This window comes from Polaribacter aquimarinus (genome assembly GCF_003129485.1).
In the GTDB taxonomy this organism is placed as follows: domain Bacteria; phylum Bacteroidota; class Bacteroidia; order Flavobacteriales; family Flavobacteriaceae; genus Polaribacter; species Polaribacter aquimarinus.
In genome coordinates this window covers 40,101-59,204 of sequence record NZ_QFFG01000001.1, presented here as the reverse complement: position 1 = coordinate 59,204, position 19,104 = coordinate 40,101, and the positions used below count along the sequence as shown (strand labels likewise).

Annotated in this window: 20 protein-coding genes; 18 read left to right on the top strand and 2 right to left on the bottom strand. The window is 31.5% G+C overall.

Going from position 1 to position 19,104, the window contains the following annotated elements; translation table 11 throughout:
- Positions 1–1,710: a DNA cytosine methyltransferase gene (locus DIS07_RS00295; RefSeq protein WP_109403833.1), complete on the bottom strand. Its 1,710-nt coding sequence runs from the start codon at positions 1,708–1,710 to the stop codon at positions 1–3.
- A 200-nt stretch (positions 1,711–1,910) separates the two neighbouring features.
- Here DIS07_RS00295 and DIS07_RS00290 point away from each other — a divergent pair, with 200 nt between their 5' ends.
- The 18 genes from DIS07_RS00290 (at position 1,911) to DIS07_RS00210 (ending at position 17,960) form a co-directional block, all read left to right on the top strand.
- Positions 1,911–2,270 (top strand): DoxX family protein, encoded by a 360-nt coding sequence (locus DIS07_RS00290; RefSeq protein WP_109403221.1) that lies wholly within the window; start codon positions 1,911–1,913, stop codon positions 2,268–2,270.
- Positions 2,263–2,670, top strand: a complete 408-nt coding sequence (locus DIS07_RS00285) for an OsmC family protein (protein ID WP_109403220.1) — start codon at positions 2,263–2,265, stop codon at positions 2,668–2,670. Before DIS07_RS00290 ends, DIS07_RS00285 begins: the two co-directional genes overlap by 8 nt.
- A gap of 107 nt (positions 2,671–2,777) precedes the next feature.
- Positions 2,778–3,311: an NADPH-dependent FMN reductase gene (locus tag DIS07_RS00280; RefSeq protein WP_109403219.1), complete on the top strand. Its 534-nt coding sequence runs from the start codon at positions 2,778–2,780 to the stop codon at positions 3,309–3,311.
- A 3-nt stretch (positions 3,312–3,314) separates the two neighbouring features.
- Positions 3,315–3,563: a glutaredoxin family protein gene (locus DIS07_RS00275; protein WP_109403218.1), complete on the top strand. Its 249-nt coding sequence runs from the start codon at positions 3,315–3,317 to the stop codon at positions 3,561–3,563.
- 4 nt (positions 3,564–3,567) lie between these two features.
- Positions 3,568–3,735, top strand: coding sequence for a hypothetical protein (locus DIS07_RS15010; RefSeq protein ID WP_181374493.1), 168 nt, complete (start codon positions 3,568–3,570; stop codon positions 3,733–3,735).
- A 16-nt stretch (positions 3,736–3,751) separates the two neighbouring features.
- Positions 3,752–4,189, top strand: a complete 438-nt coding sequence (locus DIS07_RS00270) for a MarR family winged helix-turn-helix transcriptional regulator (RefSeq protein WP_109403217.1) — start codon at positions 3,752–3,754, stop codon at positions 4,187–4,189.
- 228 nt (positions 4,190–4,417) lie between these two features.
- Entirely contained in the window at positions 4,418–5,287 is an 870-nt protein-coding gene (locus tag DIS07_RS00265) for a pirin family protein (protein ID WP_109403216.1), read from the top strand.
- 41 nt (positions 5,288–5,328) lie between these two features.
- Positions 5,329–6,036, top strand: coding sequence for a pirin family protein (locus tag DIS07_RS00260; RefSeq protein ID WP_109403215.1), 708 nt, complete (start codon positions 5,329–5,331; stop codon positions 6,034–6,036).
- 376 nt (positions 6,037–6,412) lie between these two features.
- Positions 6,413–7,861, top strand: coding sequence for an arginine decarboxylase (locus tag DIS07_RS00255; RefSeq protein ID WP_109403214.1), 1,449 nt, complete (start codon positions 6,413–6,415; stop codon positions 7,859–7,861).
- 16 nt (positions 7,862–7,877) lie between these two features.
- On the top strand, positions 7,878–8,819 hold the full coding sequence (gene speB / locus DIS07_RS00250) for an agmatinase (protein ID WP_109403213.1): 942 nt from the start codon (positions 7,878–7,880) through the stop codon (positions 8,817–8,819).
- Positions 8,820–8,825: 6 nt separating this feature from the next.
- Positions 8,826–10,358 (top strand): bifunctional GNAT family N-acetyltransferase/carbon-nitrogen hydrolase family protein, encoded by a 1,533-nt coding sequence (locus tag DIS07_RS00245; RefSeq protein ID WP_109403212.1) that lies wholly within the window; start codon positions 8,826–8,828, stop codon positions 10,356–10,358.
- A 6-nt stretch (positions 10,359–10,364) separates the two neighbouring features.
- Positions 10,365–11,345: a deoxyhypusine synthase family protein gene (locus DIS07_RS00240; RefSeq protein WP_109403211.1), complete on the top strand. Its 981-nt coding sequence runs from the start codon at positions 10,365–10,367 to the stop codon at positions 11,343–11,345.
- Between the two features lie 64 nt (positions 11,346–11,409).
- On the top strand, positions 11,410–11,685 hold the full coding sequence (locus DIS07_RS00235) for a hypothetical protein (RefSeq protein WP_109403210.1): 276 nt from the start codon (positions 11,410–11,412) through the stop codon (positions 11,683–11,685).
- Between the two features lie 161 nt (positions 11,686–11,846).
- Positions 11,847–13,871: an NADPH-dependent 2,4-dienoyl-CoA reductase gene (locus DIS07_RS00230; RefSeq protein WP_109403832.1), complete on the top strand. Its 2,025-nt coding sequence runs from the start codon at positions 11,847–11,849 to the stop codon at positions 13,869–13,871.
- 76 nt (positions 13,872–13,947) lie between these two features.
- On the top strand, positions 13,948–14,541 hold the full coding sequence (locus DIS07_RS00225; RefSeq protein WP_146190690.1) for a hypothetical protein: 594 nt from the start codon (positions 13,948–13,950) through the stop codon (positions 14,539–14,541).
- Between the two features lie 116 nt (positions 14,542–14,657).
- Positions 14,658–14,840 carry a CAL67264 family membrane protein gene (locus DIS07_RS00220; protein ID WP_109403208.1) on the top strand — a complete coding sequence of 61 codons (183 nt, stop codon included), beginning with the start codon at positions 14,658–14,660 and terminating at the stop codon, positions 14,838–14,840.
- Positions 14,841–14,897: 57 nt separating this feature from the next.
- The gene (gene ettA, locus DIS07_RS00215; protein ID WP_109403207.1) at positions 14,898–16,589 is read left to right on the top strand and encodes an energy-dependent translational throttle protein EttA; all 1,692 of its coding nucleotides are present in this window, start codon (positions 14,898–14,900) and stop codon (positions 16,587–16,589) included.
- A gap of 117 nt (positions 16,590–16,706) precedes the next feature.
- The gene (locus DIS07_RS00210; RefSeq protein ID WP_109403206.1) at positions 16,707–17,960 is read left to right on the top strand and encodes a S8 family serine peptidase; all 1,254 of its coding nucleotides are present in this window, start codon (positions 16,707–16,709) and stop codon (positions 17,958–17,960) included.
- 159 nt (positions 17,961–18,119) lie between these two features.
- Here the strand turns inward: DIS07_RS00210 and DIS07_RS00205 are convergent, their stop codons facing one another.
- A complete protein-coding gene (locus tag DIS07_RS00205; protein ID WP_146190689.1) occupies positions 18,120–18,989 on the bottom strand; it encodes a hypothetical protein in 870 nt (289 codons plus the stop codon).
- Positions 18,990–19,104: the final 115 nt, after the last annotated feature.

The following is a 19,104-nucleotide window of genomic DNA, read 5'->3' as shown; positions in this document are numbered from 1 at the left end:
TTAAGATTTCTTATTAGCGATTGATGATATTTTATTGATTGCATAAAGAGCGAACAGTTGTTTTACTGGAATTCTTTTTTTATACTTAAAAACATTGGTGCCACTTTGCTCAAACTCACTTTGTTCAAATGATAATTGATTTAAAATAGCACTTACTTCTTCCACTAATTCTGTTGGAATTGAAATTTTACTATCAGAAACTTGAAGTTCATAATATTTTTGCAATTCTGTAGAAGATCCAATTTTATCAGTGAAGCCATTATTGATTATGTTAAGGAACTGTTTACCTTCTTTAAATTTTAAAATAATTGGCTCTATTTCTTTATAAAAATTATTTCTAATATTTTGTGTTGGGAAACCTTCTCCAGTCCCATATTGTATAGAAGTAAACCATTTGTTTTTTGGTTGATTATTTTTAACTATATCATAGTTTGATAATGTTACAGTCAAATTCCCTTCTTTTAATGGCTGTCTTCTAAATCTTGAATTTTTATTTCTTTTTGGCTGATTATTAAACACTTTTTCAGAGAATGTATTTAGATTTGGAACATCATTTAGGTTTGGTTTTTTCTCTAAAAATAAACCGTCAATTTGAGGAATCTCTAATAGGGATATTAAGTTACGAGCGAAAGCTCTACTAACTGAAGGACAAACCGCATTCCCGACAAGACGCCATTTACTATTTTCACTTCCCAAAAATTGATATGTATATGGAAAACCCATTACACTAGCAATCTCTCGAATTGTAGGATTCCTATATTCGCCATTACCTAATCTACTATATTCAGATTTATAAATCAAAGCTTCTCTAGATGTACCAGATTTAGTTGCTGTAACTGTTCTACTTGGATTATTTAGGTTTTCGGGAAATGACATTTTTCCCATATATGGATGATTTGTTTTTAAATATTCCGATTGTTTCCACTCACTTTTATATAAACCAGAATCATAGAAATGATCAGTTAATTTTGAAACAGTTAATTTGATTTCATTGTAAATAGGATCTGTTATTCTTTTCTTCAAATTCTGTTCAGTAGGAGAAGGCATTTTTTTAAGAAGTTCGCCTAGTGACCTCCATTTTGGTAAATTACTTGAATTTTCTTTAGAGTTTGTTGGTTTTGGAATAACTAACTTTTGAAGCTTAATTATTTCACCAGAAATTGCTCTTTTTCTTGCTTGATAAGAACCATAATCAGCAGAGTTGATTAATGGTTGATTATCTTTTAAAATTATTGCTTTTTTTTTAGGACTTAAACGATGTTTTTTAGCCCATTCTCCAAGTCCTAAATCATTGAAAGTGTAATAGTCAGCTAAATAATTTCTTGAATTTGCTACATTTTCCATATACCAAGCTTTAAGAGTTGAATTTGGCTGGAATTTTTTAACAGCTACAATTCTCAAAAATACTTTGGTAAGTAGGACTCCAGATTCTTTATCTGCTTTCCCCGAAATATTAGAACTTGAAAATGAAACACAAGGAGGTGATCCAATAATGACATCTGTATTCGGTAATTTATCAATTTTTTCAATAGATTCTTTAAAATCTAAAATATTTGTTACTTTTGAAGATGTTCCATAATTATGGTTAAAGGAATCTATTGCTGGTTTCCAATGGTCATATCCAGCTACAATCTTGTAACCTTGTTGTCTAAAACCCTCAGAAAATCCACCAGCTCCACAAAAAAAATCTATTACAGTTAGTTTATTCATATGTAGGTTAAATCTACGTTTTTTTCTTTTTTTATTAATTACAACTATAGATAGCCAATTTACCAATTTTTAACAAGAAATCAACACGTATAAACACTCTTTTTAATAAAAATCAATTGAATTATATTTCCTTGGGTATATTTTCCTTGGTAAATAAAAGTATTTGTTGTAACTTTGTCTAGAATTTAAAAATAATCAAGATGAAAACAACAAAAATTATATATTACATTTCTACAGGTTTGTTAACGGTATTAATGCTTTTTTCAGCAGGAATGTATTTTTTCAATCACGCAGAAGTGGCAACAATGTTTACCAGTTTTGGCTATCCAACTTATATTATTTATCCTTATGGTGCAGCAAAAGTTTTAGGAATAATCGCAATTTGGTTTATAGCGAATAAAACTATTAAAGAATGGGCATATGCAGGTTTTTTCTTCGCATTTATACTCGCATTTTTTGCACACGTAATGATTGGAGATGGAAAACAAATGGGCGCAGTGGTAGCAATGGTGTTGTTAATTGCTTCTTACGTTACTCATAAGAAAATTGCAAATGGCTAAAACAAAAAACGCAGCAGTAGTTTTATCCAATAAAAACTATTTGGCAGAAGCAAAAACGAGAAACCATTTTTTAACCATAGATGAACCTGTTGCTTCTGGAGGTGATGATAATGGCCCAACACCAGTTGAGTATTTATTAACGGCAGTAGGAGGTTGTGTATCCATCACACTAAGAATGTATGCAGAAAGAAAAGGTTGGGATGTGGGTAAAATAACCGTAAACGTTTCTCAAAAAGAAGAGTTAACCAAAGCAGGTATCAAAAAAAGTTTGGTAGAAGAAATTTCTTTTGAAAACGAAATTACAGAAGACCAAAAAACAAAATTATTAGAAATAGCAGGAAAATGTCCTGTGGCAAAAATGATAAAAGGAGAAACTGAAATAGTTAGCAGTATTCAGTAGTTCAGTAGTTCAGTTTGCGGTCGCAGTTTACAGTCTGTCAGTTCGAGTGATTTTGAAGAATGAAAAAATTGTATCAAACACAATTACACAAATAAACATTTTAAAATATGAAAAAAATACTAGCATTTGCAGGGAGCACAAGCTCAACATCCATCAATAAAAAATTAGCAACATTTGCAGCAGAAAATTTAAAAAATACGGCTTTTGATGTGATCGATTTAAGAGATTTTACTTTGCCCATTTATAGTTCAGACGAAGAGCAAAACGGAATTCCAGAAGACGCACAAAAATTCTCTGATTTGTTAGACAATTACGATGGTTTTATACTGTCTTTAGCAGAACACAATGGTTCTTATGCAGCAGCGTTCAAAAACATTTTTGATTGGAGTTCTAGAATCGAGAAAAGTGTATTTAGAGACAAACCTTTATTATTAATGGCAACGTCTCCAGGAGGAATGGGAGGTAAATTTGTGTTGGCAGCAGGAGTACAGAGATTTCCAAGACAAGGAGCAAAAGAAGTAATATCATTCTCTTTACCCAATTTTTACGATAATTTTAAAGACGGTACAATCGTAAATGACGAATTATCAGCTTCTTTAAAAGAACGAGTTCGTGAATTTGAAAATTCAGTAAATCAATAAAAAATGAAAATTACTTTATACGGAAAACAAGGACACGCCTATACAGTTGCATTTAAAAACTTTTTAAATTCTACAGATGTTCCTTATATTTATAAAGATATTTCTAAGGATGTTGAGGCAAGAGAACACAGCAAAGAATTGTATGGAGGTATTGCCAAGTTTCCTACTTTATTTGTGGATGATGATGTGTATTTAACACCAACAACAGAAGAGTTTAACAAAATAATGCAAGATTTAAAGTTGAGAGCGTGATGAATTGGGAGTTGGAAGAGTGAAGAATGAAGTTGGAAGATGGGAGTTGGGAGTTTGTAGAATGAAGATGGAAGATTGGAGTTTGAAGAAAGAAGAACTAAATAGAAAAAAATCAAACTTATTAGCCAACAACCAAAAACCAACAACCAACAACCAAAAACTAAAAACTTAAAACCAAAAACTAAATAATGGGTGACATTTCTAAAGACATAAAATCAAAATTTGTAAGTAATAAAGTCAAAGCTTTAATCAATATCAAGTACACTTCCAATTGGTTGAGTAGTAAAGAAAATGAGTTTTTTAAACCTTATGGAATTTCGCCACAACAATACAATATTTTGCGAATTTTAAGAGGCGCAAAAGAGAGAACAAAGGTGCAAATTGTAAAAGACAGAATGATAGAAAGAGCACCAAATGCAACCCGTTTAATGGATAAATTGTGCGATAAAAGTTTAATTGCCAGAGAACGTTGTGAGCACGATAGGAGAGTGGTGTATGTGAAAATCACCAATCAAGGATTGGAATTATTAGCTACTATTGATGACAATAAGAACTTGTCTTTTTTAGAAAATTTGACAGATGAAGAAGCAGAAACATTAAGCAACTTACTAGATAAATTACGATAGAATTATTACTTAATATTGTTTCAAAAAAAAAGAAAGGTTTTTTTTATAAAAATATTTTCCTTGGAAAATAAATAAAACCTAAGTAAATGTCAGTTCGAGTGATTTTGAGGAACGAAAAATTGTATCGAGAACTATTTTAAAGTTTAAACTCTTATTCTCGATACAAATTTTATTCATTTCAATCATAAAATTCACTCGAATTGACAGCGTATTATAAAACTTAATAAAATGAAAACATATAAAACCATACAACATAAAGTTACAAGTCCGTTAGTAAATATGGGGCCAATAAGATTGCGTCAACCCTTACCAACACAAGGCATAGAAAACGTAGATCCGTTTTTATTATTACATCATTATGGGCCTTATGCCATCTCAGAATTCAACAATCCCTTTGATCTTGGTCCACATCCACACAGAGGTTTTGAGCCAATCACATTATTATTCAAAGGAGAGCAACTGCATAGAGATTCTTTAGGAAATGAAATGATTGTAAAAGCAGGAGGTGTACAATGGACTACTGCTGGACGTGGAATTATTCACGCAGAAGCTCCAACCAAAGAATTTGTAAAAAAAGGAGGAGAGTTAGAGGGAATCCAATTGTGGTTGAACTTACCAGCAAAAGATAAAATGATGACTCCTAATTATCAACATTTAGAAGATGAACAAATTCCGAAGATTTTTTCTGAAGACAAAAAAGTGCAACTCAATGTGATTGCAGGAAATCAGAAAGAAGTAACAGGAAATATTAGCACCCAAACTCCAGTAAATGTATTTACAGCAAATGCGGATGAAAATGGGAGCATAGAAATTGAGATTCCAGAAAATCATCAATCATTGCTCTATTTGTTAGAAGGTGAAGTGATTGTAAATGATGCTGAGAATTTAAAAAAAGGCGAAAATCAGATGGTTACTTTCAATCAAGATGGAAATACCATAAAATTTGAAGCAATTCAAAAAAGTACTTTATTGATTTTGTCAGGAGCACCAATCCAAGAAAAAGTAACCCAATATGGACCTTATGTAATGAACACACAGACTGAAATATTAGAAGCAATGCGCGATTATCAGGCAGGTAAAATGGGGTATTTGTATTAATTGTCATTCCCGTGAAAACGGGAATCTAAAATATTAAAAAAATGAAAAAAACAATTCACAAAGCAGACACAAGAGGATATGCAAATCACGGTTGGTTAAAATCACATCATACCTTCAGTTTTGCAAGTTATCAAAATCAAGAAAGAATGAATTTTGGAATGTTACGTGTTTTAAATGACGATGTTGTACAACCAAAAATGGGATTTGGAACACATCCTCATAGAAATATGGAAATCATTTCTATACCGATTTCAGGAGTTTTATCGCACAAAGATTCTATGGACAATAAACGTGCTATAGAAGTAGGAGAGGTGCAAGTAATGAGTGCAGGAACAGGTTTAACCCATTCAGAATTTAACGACTCTAAAACTGATGAAGTTAACTTTTTACAACTTTGGATTATTCCTGAGCAACAAGAAGTGGAACCTTATTACAATCAAAAGTTTTTTGAAGAAGAGGGAAGGAAAAATAGATTTCAAACCTTAGTTTCTCCAAAAACAAATCAGGTTGAAGGCTCTTTACCAATACATCAACAAGGTTATATATCTATGATTGATTTAGAAGAAAAAAAGGAAGTTGTTTATCATTTAAAAAACGGAGCTTATTTTTTCTTAATTGATGGCAAAGTTGAAGTTGCTGATGAAACCTTACAGAAAAGAGATGCTGTTGGGATTTCAGAAACAAAAAGTGTTACAGTAAAAGCAAAATCAAAAAGTAAGTTACTGGTAATTGATGTACCTTTTGATTAACAGTTGATTACATCAAGAATTGATTTAACAATAAAAAAGTATTTTTTTTCAAAAAAATACTTTTTTTGTTTTTGTATTAAAAAAATATATACATTTGTTGCACTTATTTTAAGTGAAATTGTTAAGTTTTTCTTATTTCGGAAATAACTTTCCATTGGAGAATGAAAGTTATATCGCATTTTGGAAATGCAACGAAAAAATTAAGGTATCTCCGTTTTCTTATCCAAAAGAAGTGCAGTGTTTTTCTAAGCTGCATGTAGTTTACTTGCAAATATTACAGTGATAATCATCTCTTTTTATGAGTTGTAAATGCTATGCTTTAACTTTTTTCAGTTTTAGCTAGGATTGATTTATCCTATAATTAATTTAAAATAAAGTGAACACAAAATACATAGATTTAATCGAACAAACGTTCGATTTTCCTCAAGAGGAATTTAAAACAGAAAACAATAAATTATTTTGGCATGGTGTAAATTTAATGGAATTAGCAGCAAAATATGGAGCTCCATTAAAGTTTACTTACCTACCTAAAATTTCAGAAAACATCAATAAAGCAAAAGGATGGTTTCAAAATAGTATGGAAAAATACAACTATAAAGGCAAATACTTTTATAGTTATTGTACTAAAAGTTCTCATTTTAAACACATTTTAAATGAAGCTTTAAAAAATGATATTCATATTGAAACATCTTCTGCTTTTGATATCGATATTGTTAACAATTTGAAGAAAGATGGAAAAATAAAAGACACCACTTTTGTGATTTGTAACGGATTTAAACGCGATCAATACATCAAAAATATTGGTGGTTTAATCAATTCAGGACATAAAAGTTGCATTCCGATTATAGACAATTATGAGGAGCTTAATTTATTGATGGATGAAACAGATCAAAAACTAAATGTAGGGATTAGAATTGCTTCTGAGGAAGAACCAAAATTCGAATTTTATACGTCTAGATTGGGTATTGGTTATAAAAATATCGTTTCTTTTTACGAGCGTGAAATCGCAGAGAACCCTCAAGTAGATTTAAAAATGTTACACTTTTTTATCAATACTGGTATTAAAGACAACGCTTATTATTGGAATGAGTTGATGAAATGCTTAACAGTATATATCAATCTTAAAAAAGTATGTCCAACTTTAGACAGCTTAAATATTGGAGGCGGATTTCCGATTAAAAATTCATTGGCTTTTGAGTACGATTATCAATATATGATTGATGAAATTATCAATCAAATTAAGCAGGCTTGTGATGAAGCCAATGTAGATGTGCCACATATTTTTACAGAATTTGGAAGTTTTACTGTAGGCGAATCTGGAGCAGCGATTTACGAAGTTTTGTATCAGAAAAAACAAAATGATAGAGAACGTTGGAATATGATTAACTCATCATTTATAACCACTTTACCAGATTCTTGGGCTATTAATAAACGCTTTATTATGTTACCCATAAACAAATGGAACAGACAATATGAGCGTGTTTTATTAGGTGGTTTAACTTGTGATAGTGATGATTATTACAACTCAGAACAACACGTAAACGGAATTTACTTACCTGTTTACGAGAAAGATAAGCCTTTATATATTGGCTTTTTTAATATTGGTGCGTATCAAGAATCTATAGGTGGTTTTGGAGGATTGCAGCATTGCTTAATTCCACATCCAAAACATTTAATTATTGATAGAGATGAAGATGGAAACATCACCACCAAAATATTTAAAGAGCAACAAAAAAGTAGCGAATTACTGTCCATTTTAGGCTATGGAGAAGCTACAGAAACAACACAAAAAGAAGAAGAATTAATACAACAAGAAGTGTTTTAACACATCAACTTATAAAATGAATACAACAAAAACTTATGCAGGAATTCCAGAAGAGTATGGAAACCTGTCAACATCAAAAATCGTAATTATTCCTGTTCCTTATGATGGAACAAGCACTTGGCAAAAAGGAGCAGACAAAGGGCCACAAGCGTTTTTAGACGCTTCAGAAAATATGGAATTGTATGACATAGAAACTGATTCTGAAGTATATAAAGAAGGTGTTTTTTTAGCAGAAGCTGTAACAGAAAATGCATCACCAGAAGCAATGGTAGAAGCTGTGCATCAAGAAACTAAAAAGTATATCAATAGAAATAAGTTTGTCACTGTTTTTGGAGGAGAACATTCAGTTTCAATAGGTGCAATTCGTGCTTTTAATGAGTGTTTTAACAATTTATCGGTGTTGCATATAGATGCACACGCAGATTTAAGAAAAGAATATGGTGGCTCTACTTGCAATCACGCTTGTGCTGTTTATGAAGCAAATCAAACCACCAATTTGGTGCAAGTGGGTATTAGAAGTATGGATATTTCTGAAAAAAGAACAATGAATTCAGATAAAGTATTTTTTGCACATGATATGGCAATTAATGAATATTGGATGGATGACGTTGTAGATCAATTAACTGATAATGTATTTATTACGTTTGATTTAGATGCTTTAGATCCTTCTATTATGCCTTCTACAGGAACTCCAGAACCAGGAGGATTATTATACTATGAAACTTTAGAATTCTTAAAAAAAGTGTTTGAAGAGAAAAACGTAGTTGGTTTTGATATGGTTGAATTATGTCCGAATGAAAATGAAAAATCTTCTGACTTTTTAGCAGCAAAATTATATTACAAAATGTTGAGCTACAAGTTTGCAAAAAATGATGACACGTATGATAATGGAGATGATGAAATTGAAAACCCGTTTAGCAAATTGTCTAAATTTAAAAATGACGACGACGATTTTTAAGAAATTATGAAAGTCGAAAACATAGAAAATATAGAGCTGCAGTATTTAACGATTAACGACTATCAGGAGTTAAAACAGGCAATGATAGAGGTGTATGCAAATATGCAAAGCACTTATTGGGAAGAACCTCAAATTCAATCTTTAATTAATAAATTTCCTGATGGGCAGGTAGTTATAAAGATTAATGGTCAACTTGCAGGTTGTGCGCTTTCGTTAAGAGTAAATTACGATCAGTTTGACGATCATCACACATACAAAGAAATTACGGGCAACTATACTTTTAGCACGCATAGTAATTCTGGCGATGTTTTATATGGAATAGATGTGTTTATCAAACCAGAATACAGAGGTTTACGTTTGGGAAGAAGGTTGTATGATTATCGAAAAGAATTATGCGAAAAACTGAATTTACGAGGCATTGCATTTGGAGGAAGAATTCCGAATTATCATAAATATTCAGCACAAATTTCACCAAAAGAATACATAGAAAAAGTAAAACGTAAAGAAATTCAAGATCCTGTTTTAAACTTTCAAATTTCTAATGATTTTCATCCTTCAAAAGTGATGAAAGGTTATATAGAGGGAGATTCTGATTCGAATGATTTTGCAGTTTTGTTGGAATGGGATAATGTGTATTATAAAAAGGAAACTACAAAAGCGGTTATTAAAAAGAAAGTAGTTCGTTTAGGATTGATTCAGTGGCAAATGCGTTTGTATAAAAACTTAGAAGAATTAATGCAACAAGCGGAATATTTTGTGGATGCAGTTTCTGCTTACAGGTCAGATTTCGCATTGTTTCCAGAGTTTTTTAATGCGCCATTAATGGCAGACAATAATCACTTACCAGAATCAGAGGCCATTAGAGAATTGGCAAAATTTACACCAGAAATTGTACAGAAATTTTCTGAATTAGCAATTACTTACAACATCAATATCATTACAGGAAGTTTCCCAGAATTAAAAGACGGAATGTTATACAATGTAGGGTATTTGTGCAGAAGAGATGGTTCTACAGAACGTTACGAAAAATTACACGTAACACCGGATGAAGCAAAGGTTTGGGGAATGCAAGGAGGTAATGAACTTAAAACGTTTGATACAGATTGTGGTAAAATAGGTGTTTTAATATGTTACGATTCAGAATTTCCTGAGTTAAGTAGATTATTAGCAGAAGAAGGTATGGATATTTTATTTATCCCGTTTTTAACGGATACACAAAATGGATACTCAAGAGTAAGACATTGTGCACAAGCAAGAGCTATAGAAAACGAGTGTTATGTGGCTATTGCTGGTAGTGTAGGGAATTTACCAAAAGTAAATAATATGGATATACAGTTTGCACAATCTATGGTTTTTACACCTTGTGATTTTTCTTTTCCTGCAAACGGAATAAAAGCAGAAGCAACCACCAATACAGAAATGATTTTAATTGCTGATGTGGATTTAGACCTGCTAAAAGATTTAAATCAATTTGGCAGTGTGCGCAATTTAAAAGACAGAAGAACAGATATTTTTGAAGTAAAAAAAATAAAAAATTAAATTAGAATGATCAATACAAACTCAAAACCAATTTCAGAATTTATTGAAAAATATTTTCTACATTTTAATGCTGCTTCTTTGGTGGATGCAGCTAAAGAATATGAAACTCAATTAGAAAAGGGTTCTAAAATGTTGGTTTCTTTAGCAGGAGCAATGAGTACTGCTGAAATAGGAAAAATATTTGCAGAAATGATTCGTCAAGAAAAAGTACATATTGTTTCTTGTACCGGTGCAAATTTAGAAGAAGATATTATGAATTTAGTAGCACATTCTCATTATAAACGCGTACCAAATTATAGAGATTTAACAGCTCAAGACGAATGGGATTTGTTACTAAAAGGATTAAATAGAGTTACTGATACTTGCATACCAGAAGATGAAGCTTTTAGAAGATTGCAAAAACATATTTTTAAAATTTGGCAAGATGCAGAAGAAAATGAAGAACGTTTTTTTCCACACGAATTTATGTACAAATTGTTATTGTCTGGTGTTTTAGAAGAATATTATGAGATTGATTTAAAAGATTCTTGGATGTATGCAGCAGCACAAAAAAACTTACCAATGGTGGTTCCTGGTTGGGAAGATTCAACAATGGGTAACATTTTTGCTTCATATGTTTTAAAAGGAGAGTTAAAAGCTGCTACTATGAAATCTGGAATTGAATACATGACTTTTTTAGCAGAATGGTATACAGAAAATTCTAAAGATGGAATAGGATTTTTCCAAATTGGAGGAGGTATTGCTGGTGATTTTCCAATTTGCGTAGTGCCTATGTTATACCAAGATATGGAAAGAGAAGATACTCCTTTTTGGAGTTATTTTTGTCAAATATCAGATTCAACAACCAGTTATGGTTCTTATTCTGGAGCTGTACCTAATGAAAAAATTACTTGGGGTAAACTAGACATTGATACTCCTAAATATATTATTGAAAGTGATGCAACCATTGTCGCACCATTAATTTTTGCTTACTTGTTAAATATGTAAAACAATTGTTGTTCCAAAATTTGCTTTTTTAAGCTATTGTAGAATATCACATTAAATTTAAAAAATGAAAAGAGTAATTGTAGAATACGCAAAATTAACCAAAGATATTTTAGATATGCTTATTGAAAAATATCCTGATGGTTATGATTATGAAGACATCATTTCCTTTAAAAATGCAAAAGGAGAAACTGTGAAAGCTGTTGAAGTAAAAACAGAAGATACTTGTTACTTAGTCAAAATTAGTAATCGTTTAGAAAATGCTATGGAAGAATATGCAGAAGATGAAGAGTTTTTTGACGATAATGATGATTTTGATGTAAATGATGATGAAAGTAAATAAAAGTTAAACACTCCGAAGTATAAAAAGTTCTGATAGTATATATTATCAGAACTTTTCGATTAATCATCATAATATAGATTCATAACGGATTTAAAATTATTTTGGAAAAAATTGTATCTTGCCATATATTATGCATGCATAGTAAATTTAATTCCAGTTTTATGAAATACAAACACATTTTTGAGCCCTTAGATTTAGGTTTTACAACCTTAAAAAACAGAATTTTAATGGGTTCTATGCATACAGGTTTAGAAGAAGAAAAAAACGGAATTGAAAGAATAGCAGCCTATTATGCAGATCGTGCAAAAGGTGGAGTAGGCTTAATAGTTACAGGAGGAATTGCACCAAATATTCAAGGTTGGACAGGACCATTTGCAGCGCGAATGTCTACCAAAAAACACGCAAGACATCATCAAAAAATAACGGAAGCTGTTCATGCGGCAGGAGGTAAAATTTGTATGCAAATATTACACGCAGGTCGTTATGGATACCATCCTTTTAATGTAGCTCCATCAAAAATTAAAGCGCCAATCAACCGATTTACGCCTTTTAAATTAAAAGAATCAGGAATTAAAAGAACGATTAAAGATTTTGTCAATTGCGCAAAATTATCAAAACTAGCAGGTTATGATGGCGTAGAAATTATGGGTTCTGAAGGATATTTAATCAATCAATTTATTGCAAAAAGAACCAACAAAAGAACTGATAAATGGGGAGGAGATTATGAAAACAGAATGCGTTTACCTATTGAATTGGTAAAACAAACAAGAGCAGCTGTAGGTAAAGAGTTTATCATTATCTACAGATTATCAATGTTAGATTTGGTTGAAAATGGAAGTTCTTGGGAAGAAGTGGTTCAACTAGGTAAAGCAATAGAAAAAGCAGGTGCAACCATTATCAATACAGGAATTGGTTGGCACGAAGCTAGAATTCCGACGATTGCTACTTCAGTGCCAAGAGCCGCATTTACGTGGGTGACCAAAAAAATGAAAAAAGAGATTAAAATTCCGTTGATTACTTCTAACAGAATTAATATGCCAGAAACTGCAGAAAAAGTGTTGGCAGCAGGAGATGCAGATATGATTTCTATGGCGCGACCTTTTTTAGCAGATCCAGAATGGGTAGATAAAGCTAAAGAAGAAAAAGCAGATGAAATTAATACGTGTATTGGTTGTAATCAAGCTTGTTTAGATCACGTTTTTCAGCAAAAAGTGGCCAGTTGTTTGGTAAATCCAAGAGCTTGTCACGAAACAGAACTGAATTACCATCCAACCGAAAATCAACAAAAAGTTGCTGTTATTGGTGCAGGTCCTGCAGGATTAGCAGCAGCAACAATTGCAGCACAAAGAGGACATACAGTTACGTTGTTTGATGCAGCTTCAGAAATTGGAGGACAATTTAATATGGCAAAACAAATTCCTGGTAAAGAGGAATTTTATGAAACCATCAGATATTTTAATAAACAAATCGAATTGCATAACGTCAATTTAAAATTGAATACCAAAGTATCTGTAGAAGATATACAAAATTCAGATTTTGATGAGATTGTGATTGCTACAGGGATACAACCAAGAGCATTAAAAATTGAAGGTATCAATCATCCTAAGGTATTAAGTTATATAGATGTTTTAAAGCATAAAAAACCAGTTGGAAAAAGAGTAGCCGTAATTGGCGCAGGAGGAATTGGTTTTGACGTTTCAGAATATTTAACGCAGGAAGGTGAATCTACTTCACAAAATATAGATGCTTGGTTAAAAGAATGGGGAATAGATAAATCTATGGAAGCTAGAAGCGGAATAGAAGGTGTTCAACCAGAATTTCATCCCTCACCAAGAGAAATTTTTATGTTTAAAAGAAGCAAAGGTAAGTTTGGCGGAAACCTAGGAAAAACAACAGGTTGGATTCATAGATCAACTCTAAAAAAGAAAAAAGTACAATTTATCGGTGAAGTTGCTTACAATAAAATTGATGATAAAGGTTTGCACTATACCCAGAATGAAGAGCAAAAAGTATTAGAAGTAGATAACGTTGTTATTTGCGCGGGTCAAACTCCGTTTAAAGAATTGTATCAACCATTATTAGACTTAGGAAAAAATGTGCACGTTATTGGAGGTGCAGATTTTGCAAGTGAATTAGATGCAAAAAGAGCTATCAATCAAGGAGCAAGATTAGCAGCTAGTTTGTAGAATTGTTATTTTTATTTTTTTTAAACAAGTTTTTTAGAAAAATATCATCTAAATATAAAACCAATATAAAACCATTATGAAACATATCTTTTTAACAATATCTTTATTTTTAAGCACTATTTTTTATGTGCAAGCTCAAGGAGGAAGAGGGGGGAGGTCTCCTCAAAATCAAAATAGACAACCTAGAGTTGAATCGGAACGCAAAGAAGTTAAAGCAAGTGATCTTGCAGGTATTTTTTATTATGATGTAAAAAGTACGCTTAAAAAAGTTAAAATTAAAGATGATGACATTAAAGTAAAAGTTTCTAATGCTCTAAAAAAATACAATACAAAAATTAAAGAAATATCATTTTTAAATTCCGATAAATTTAAAGGTATTAATGTCTTGATGAAATCTTTAAGAGAAAATAGAACAAGTAACAATGGGAAAGCTAATAAAAATAGTGATCTAAGAAAAAAAATTGGAGAAGTTATTAGACCAATACGAAAAGAAATTAGAGCACATGAAATGGTTTTAAATGAAACTTTAGAGGGTATTTTAACTCAAAAGCAAATCAAGAAATGGTTAAAATATCAGAAAAAAGAAAAAGATAAATTAAAACCTCAAAGACAAGAAAGAAATAAAAATAGGCAACAACCTCAGAATCAAAATAGACAAAGAAGATATTGATGTTTAATTTTACCACCTAATAACGCAACTAGAATTCTAAAAAAACATAAAGATATTTTTTTAGAATTCTCCTGATTTTTTCTCATATTTGTAGTTAAACTAACTAATTACGAATTATGGGTATGAATAAAAATACGGTGCTCGCTTGGGCAACGTTTATAATGATTTTAGTAGGATTAGGTTTAATTGCTCTAGGAGCATTTAGGTATGATGACGTAGCAGGTTGGGGATTTGGTGCTGTTGGTGCAGGTTTCTTCGCAATTGCTTGGGTTTTTAATGCTTTAAAAGGAAGAGTCTAATAAAAGTCTACAGTATTTCAGTAGCAATTTTCAGTATAAAATTAATACAGCATATTTATGAGTGATGATAAGAAAGTCATCTTTTCGATGAATAAGGTTTCTAAAACCTATCAATCTACAGGAAAACAAGTCTTAAAAGATATTTATCTAAGTTTTTTTTACGGAGCAAAAATTGGAATTCTTGGTTTAAATGGATCAGGTAAATCAACTTTATTAAAAATTATTGCGGGTGTAGAAAAGAATTTTCAAGGTGATGTTACTTTTTCGCCAGGTTATAAAGTAGGATATTTAGAACAAGAACCACAACTTGATCCAGAAAAAACAGTTTTAGAAGTAGTTAAAGAAGGCGTTGCAGAAACCGTTGCCATTTTAGATGAATACAACAAAATCAATGATATGTTTGGTTTAGAAGAAGTGTATTCTGATGCTGATAAGATGGAAAAACTAATGAATCAACAAGCAGAATTACAAGACAAAATAGATGCTGCTAATGCTTGGGAATTAGATACTAAACTAGAAATTGCAATGGATGCGTTGAGAACTCCAGATTCTGATAAGAAAATTGGAGTACTTTCTGGAGGAGAAAAAAGACGTGTTGCTTTATGTAGATTGTTGTTACAAGAACCAGAAATTTTATTATTAGATGAGCCTACCAACCATTTAGATGCAGAATCTGTACACTGGTTAGAACATCATTTAGCACAATATAAAGGGACTGTAATAGCAGTTACGCACGATAGATATTTCTTAGACAATGTTGCTGGTTGGATTTTAGAATTAGATAGAGGAGAAGGAATTCCTTGGAAAGGAAATTATTCTTCTTGGTTAGATCAGAAATCACAAAGAATGGCGCAAGAAAGTAAAACTGCTTCTAAGCGTCAAAAAACATTAGAACGAGAATTAGAGTGGGTTAGACAAGGAGCAAAAGGACGTCAAACAAAGCAAAAAGCACGTTTAAAGAACTATGACAAATTAATGAGTCAAGATCAAAAACAAGTGGATGCTAAACTAGAAATTTATATTCCTAATGGACCAAGATTAGGAACCAATGTAATTGAAGCTACAGGGGTTTCTAAAGCTTATGGAGATAAATTACTATATGAAAATTTAGAATTTAATTTACCACAGGCAGGAATTGTTGGAATCATTGGACCCAATGGAGCAGGAAAAACGACCATTTTTAAAATGATAATGGGAGAAGAAGCTGCTGATAAGGGAAGTTTTAAAGTAGGAGAAACTGCTAAAATTGCATACGTAGATCAGGCGCATTCAGATATTAATCCTGATAAAACGATTTGGGAAAACTTTTCAGATGGACAAGATTTGGTAATGATGGGAGGAAGACAAGTTAATTCTAGAGCGTATTTAAGTCGTTTTAACTTTTCAGGAAGTGAGCAAAACAAGAAAGTATCTACACTTTCTGGAGGTGAAAGAAATCGATTGCATTTGGCAATGACATTGAAAGAAGAAGGAAACGTATTGTTATTAGATGAACCAACAAATGATTTAGATGTAAACACATTACGAGCTTTAGAAGAAGGCTTGGAAAATTTTGCGGGTTGTGCAGTTGTGATTAGTCACGATAGATGGTTTCTAGATAGAATATGTACACATATTTTAGCATTTGAAGGAGATAGTCAAGTGTATTTCTTTGAAGGTTCTTTCTCTGATTACGAAGAAAATAAGAAAAAACGTTTGGGAGGAGATTTGATGCCAAAACGTATAAAGTATAAAAAATTGATTAGATAAAATCCAAATAATTTTATGTGATTATGATAAATTAATTCATAATATGTGTTAAAAATAATATATATTGTAGACGTATTTTTTAAAATACTGATAATTTATTAATTAAAACATATTTTTATGAAACGTATTTATTACAAGTTTTTATGTATTTTTTCACTAGGAGTTGCGGTAGTAAGCTGTTCTAACGATTCAAATTTAGATTCAAATTTAGATGTAAACTCAGATTTAACCGAACAAAATTTTTTGAGCGAAAGTTTTACCCCCATCCCTAATCAGTATATTGTTACTTTTAAAGGAAACACATTGTCTAAAAGACCTTCAAAAAAATCTAATATTTCTTACGAAAAAAGTGTAGAAAATATTAAAGAAGAAGTAATATCAAAATTTAAAAAGGCTAGAATTTCTAAACAAAATGTTAAAGCAACTTTTGGTTATGCATTAGAGGGTTTTGTAGCGATACTTTCGGATGAACAATTATTTGAATTAAAAAATGACCCTAGAATAAAATCAATAGAGTTAGATTACATGATTACTTTGGCACCACCACCAGGTAAAGGACCTGGAAATGGAGGAGGAGGAGGTGGAGGAACTACTGATCCTCAAGAAATTCCTTGGGGTATTAATAGAGTAGGAGGTGCTGTTAGCGGAGTTGGTAAAACGGCTTGGATAATTGATTCAGGTGTTGATTCAGACCATCCGGATTTAAATGTTGATATATCAAGAAGTAGGTCTTATGTAACAAAAGGTAAATATTCTATTGAAGACGGGAGTGGTCATGGTACTCATGTTGCAGGAACCGTAGCAGCTTTAGATAATAATATTGGAGTAGTAGGTGTTGCACCTGGAGCTACGATTGTAGCACTTAGAGTTTTAGATAATAGAGGTAGTGGCAGTTTTTCTTGGACAATACAAGCTTTAGATTATGTAGCTGCTAATGCAAATGCTGGAGACGCAGTTAATATGAGTCTAGGACCTAGATCAAGATATACAGACTCTGCAGTTGATGCTGCTGCTTTAAATGTGGCTTCATTAGGCATAAAAATAGCTATAGCTGCGGGTAATTCTAGTGACGATAGTCAATTTTATTCTCCGGCAAGGGTCAATCACCCTAACATCTATACAGTTTCAGCAATGGATATTAATGATAACTGGGCTTCTTTTTCTAATTTTGGCTCACCTGTAGATTATGCAGCTCCTGGTGTAAATGTCAAATCTACTTATAAAGACGGTGGATATGCAACTTTGAATGGAACTTCTATGGCATCTCCTCACGTATGCGGTATGTTACTGCTAGGAGGGAATATTATTTCTGATGGTTTCGTTAATGGAGATCCAGATGGTAATCCAGATCCTATAGCCACTCATAATTAATTAAATATTAAAAAGCCCCATTTCCAAAAGAAATGGGGCTTTTAACTTCTACTTTTTCTATCGCAACTATTTAATACAGTATAAGTTTATATTTCAAATAATGATATTACAAATTTAAATAAGTGCTATTAATTAAAAACACGTATAAATACCTGTTTTTTAATTTCTTCTTTTTTTAACAATTTTTTCTTTTCTATCTGAACTTCTTTTGATTGTTTTATTTACCTCTCTTTTAGAGTTATCTAATTTTCTATAGGTGGCACTACTGTTTCTATTTGTAGATAACCTTCTATCTTTTTTTATTTTTCTTTTAGAATTAACAGCAGATGCTGGTTTTCTATAAGAGTTATTTCTTTTTCTTTTGATAGAACTATTTTCAATTCTTTTAGAACCAGGCTTTTTTCTTCTTAAAATCTGACTTCTTTTCCCAATTTTCGCATTAGTATTTGCTTTGTAATAATAGTAGTTTCTATCTTCTCTAATTTGAGAATAGTTACTTCGAAACTCTCTTCCAAAGAAATATCGATCATTATAATCACAAATATCTCCAATATTTAAGTTGAATCGAACCCCATTATGAGTGTAGATGTTATTTCTAACAGTGCCATAAAAAGCAGGGTAACCCCACCTATCATAACGTACTCTTAAGTTACCAACTTTGGTTAATCTTCCTCTATGATACCTCATAAATACGTTTCCGATCCTTGTAACATTTCCTCTAAAATCATAATTTATAAAAGTGCCACCAATTCGTCTAACTCTTCCTCTAAAATCTCTATCAATACTTACACCATTATTTCTTCTTGTACGTCTTCCGTTGTAATCGAAATATACGCTATTGTAATTGGTGTCAAAATCAAATTCGCCATTAGTAAAAACAAAAAATTCAATTCCTCGCTCAACAAAATTCACCGAATTTTGGTAAGAGTAATTAAACCCAATTCTGTTTGGTAAGTTATTGCCATTATTGGCTTCAACAGTAGAAACCATCATGAACATTCCTAATAATAAAAGTAAACCTCTTTTCATAATTTATGGTTTTAAGGGTTTCGCCTACTCTATTTGCTTTTCGGCATCCGCGTTTGATTTATATATTTTCAAAGAGCGTGCCATAATCTAAAAAGTATAGTTTTAATAGGTTTTA